4 protein-coding genes are annotated in these 3143 nt (G+C 67.4%); all 4 read right to left on the bottom strand.

Annotated features, from left to right (window positions below; all coding sequences use genetic code 11):
• The coding region (locus GJ693_RS14965; RefSeq protein ID WP_197042245.1) for a hypothetical protein at positions 1–267 on the bottom strand (267 nt) is incomplete at its 3' end.
• Positions 264–851 carry an SRPBCC family protein gene (locus tag GJ693_RS14960; RefSeq protein WP_156257057.1) on the bottom strand — a complete coding sequence of 196 codons (588 nt, stop codon included), beginning with the start codon at positions 849–851 and terminating at the stop codon, positions 264–266. The genes GJ693_RS14965 and GJ693_RS14960, both read right to left, overlap by 4 nt.
• Positions 848–1459 carry a TetR/AcrR family transcriptional regulator gene (locus tag GJ693_RS14955; protein WP_156257056.1) on the bottom strand — a complete coding sequence of 204 codons (612 nt, stop codon included), beginning with the start codon at positions 1457–1459 and terminating at the stop codon, positions 848–850. The genes GJ693_RS14960 and GJ693_RS14955 overlap by 4 nt, the downstream gene beginning before the upstream one ends.
• 72 nt (positions 1460–1531) lie before the next feature.
• A complete protein-coding gene (locus GJ693_RS14950) occupies positions 1532–3034 on the bottom strand; it encodes a class I adenylate-forming enzyme family protein (RefSeq protein WP_235902966.1) in 1503 nt (500 codons plus the stop codon).
• Positions 3035–3143 lie beyond the last annotated feature (109 nt).

Raw genomic sequence — 3143 nt, 5'->3', positions numbered from 1 at the left:
CGCCAGCAGGCTGGGCGGCACATCGCCCAGCGCTACCGATACCGCGATGCCAAGCGCGGCACCAATGCCGCCGGCAAGCGCGCCGCCCCCGGCCGCGCGACCCAGGCTGGCCGGTTCACCCTTCAGCGCCGCCCAGCCGGCGAGTGCCGAAATGCCCATGCCGCCCACGGCAAACAGGCTGGCCACCGCCGGGATGAAGTGGCCGGCGACCACCATGGCGATCTGCGCCAGCGTGCCGATCAGTGTTGCCCTCGTGAGCTGGTTCATTTCGCTCCCCCCTTGCCGCCATAGGTCGCGTTCATGTGCGCCAGCACCTGGGCATTGCCCCGTTGGAAAAAGCCATACAGGCCGTTCGAGGCCGGATCATCGCCCCAGCCAGTCTGTGACAGTTGCACGCGCGTGACACCCGGTTTGAGCGGCGTGAACTCCAGCACTGCGACCACCCGGGCCAGCGCTTCGCGGCCCTTGAGGCCCGAGGGCGCCTGCACGTTCTGGAACACCAGCAGCCGTTCGGGCAGATAGGTCAGGATGCGGTGCCGGATATTGTCGGGATCGCCGATCGGCTTTTTCGGATCATAGCTGGCCTCGATGCTGCCGCCGGTGCGCAGATCGATGGCGGCGACCGGCGCGCTCCATTTCTGGAACTCGCCCGCATCCACGAACGCCTTCCACAGCACGGCCACCGGCGCCTTGATCACCATCGACAATTGCAGCGTGCGGCTGCCGTCAGGCGCGACGAAGCTGCTATCGACCACGTTGGCCGGCAGCGGCGCGTTGTGGACATCGCCGGTCATCGGCGCAGCCAACGCCGGGGCGGCCAGCAGGGCCGCAGCGATCAGCAGCGCCTTCATGGCCGCAGCCCCCGAGCCTGGCGTTCCAGCAGGCGGAAATAATGGCGCAGCGCCGTGACCCCGGCATCGAAACTGGCAAGGTTGCGATGGGTGCGGGCCTGCATCACGCCGCCTTCCATCACGCTCAGCACCAGTTGCGCCAGGCCCTGGCGATCAACCTCGGGCGGGAAGCGGTTGGCGGCGGCATCGAGGCAGGTGCGCACAGCCGCCACCCAGGCCTCGAAATTGGCGGCGAGCAATGCTCTCACCGGCGGGTCGGGCTCGTGGATCTCCAACGCCAGGCTGCCGATCGGGCAGCCAAAGCTGCAATCGGTGATCTTCAAGAGCTCGCGATAGCGATCGAGCAGGGCGAAGATGCGCTCGACCGGATCGGCCACGCCTTCCCAGGCCGGCGCCAGCAGCATCGGCCAGATGCCTTCCAGATAGCGGCGCAGCACGGCGATCAGCACATCCTGCTTGGTGGGAAAGGCGTGATAGAGGCTGCCGCTGTTGGCGTTGGCCGCCGCCAGGATGTCGGCCACGCTGGTCGAGCCATAGCCCTTCTCGCCGAACAGCTGCATGGCGGCATCGACGATGCGGGTGGCGGTGTTGGGAATGGGTGCAGTCATCGACTCAAGGGCCCCTTTCGCTTGAACAACCATTCAAGCGTCTGACTTCTTGAGTGATCAGTCAAATGACAGTCAGGCAACCTTGCCGCTGAAACTGTCGCGCAGCTCGCGCTTCAGCACCTTGCCGATGTGGCTGCGCGGCAGTTCGTCGACGAGCACGACCGCCGCCAGCCGCTGGGTCTTGCCCACCTTGGCGTTGGCGGCGGCACGCAGGGCTTCGGCATCGCTGCCCGGCGCCACCACGAAGGCGACCGGGGTTTCGCCCCAGGCCTCCGACGCGACGCCAACAACGGCGGCTTCGACCACGCCCGGCAGGGTCAGCAGCACCGCCTCGATATCGGAGGGATAGATGTTGAAGCCGCCGGAGATGATCATGTCCTTGGCGCGGTCCATCAGGGTGAGAAAGCCGTCTTCGTCCAATCGCCCGATGTCGCCGGTGCGCAGCCATTCCTTGCCAGTCGGATCGATCCAATAGGCCTTGGCGGTGAGGTCGGGACGGTTGCGATAGCCGTTCATGGTGGCCGGCGAGCGGCCGACGATTTCGCCCGGCGTGCCCGGCGGCACGTCGTTGCCGTCCTCATCGATGATGCGCACTTCGTGGCCGGGTTGCGGCTGGCCGACAGTGTGCAGCTTGTCGGGATGTTCGTGGGCGACGAGCATGAAGCCGACACCGCCCTCGGTCATGCCGAAGAATTCGATCAGGCCGCCGGGCATGCGGCGCAGCACTTCGGCCTTCAGCTCGGCGGCAAAGGGCGCGGAGGTGCAGAATTTCATCTGCAGCGACGACAGGTCGGCCGCATCGAAGCCGGGATCAGCGAGCAGGCGGCGATATTGCACCGGCACCAGCATGGCGTGGGTGACGCGATGGGTCTCGGCCTCCACCAGCCATTTCGCCGTGTCGAACTTGGGCATCAGCACCACGGTGCCGCCCCAGGCCAGGGTGGGGATGAAGCTGACCAAGGTGGTGTTGGAATAGAGCGGGGTGGAGCAGAGGGTGACGCTGTCAGCGCCGTAACCGAGCCGGCGGGCGCCGGTGATGTGCAGCGAACGCATGGAGCAGCTCTGCACGATGCCCTTGGGCGTGCCGGTGGTGCCGCTGGAATAGATGATGTTGAAGCCGGCCTTCGGATCGAGCGGCGCCAGCTTTGGCGGCTGCGCGGTGGGATCGATGAAGCGGTTCAGCGCATCCAGATCAACCAGCGTCTTGCCGGCCAGCACGGCACCGAACTCTGCGCGATTGGGCGCATCGACGAACACGAAGCGCGCGCCCGAATCGGCGACCATGGCCGCAATTTGTTCGGGCGTGGAGCTGGGCGCCAGTGGCGCCATGGTGGCACGCAGGCGCAGCACCGCGGCCCACAGCACGGCATAATCGACGCTGGACAGCGCGATCGCGGCAACACTGTCGCCGGGTTTGACGCCATGATCGGCCAGGGTGCCGGCCAGCTTGTCAGCCCGGGCAACGAAGTCGCGCCAGGTCAGCCGGTCTGCACCGCAGATGACGGCGGGCTGGTCGGGCCGGGCGGCGGCGTTGGCGGCGAGCGCGGCGGGAAAATCGAAGATGGCGTCAGTCATGGCCGGCAGGGTGGCGCACACCCGGCCGGCCTGTCCACTGGCGAATTCAGGCAGCCTGGGCGAGCGGCGCCGGCGCGGCGGCGACCGGCGGCACATCGGCGCCGAGCTG

Origin of the sequence: Sandarakinorhabdus oryzae (assembly GCF_009733735.1) — a bacterium.
In the GTDB taxonomy this organism is placed as follows: Bacteria; Pseudomonadota; Alphaproteobacteria; order Sphingomonadales; family Sphingomonadaceae; genus Sandarakinorhabdus; species Sandarakinorhabdus oryzae.
Note: the sequence above shows the minus strand (reverse complement) of the source record. Positions and strands in the feature narration are given on the sequence as shown.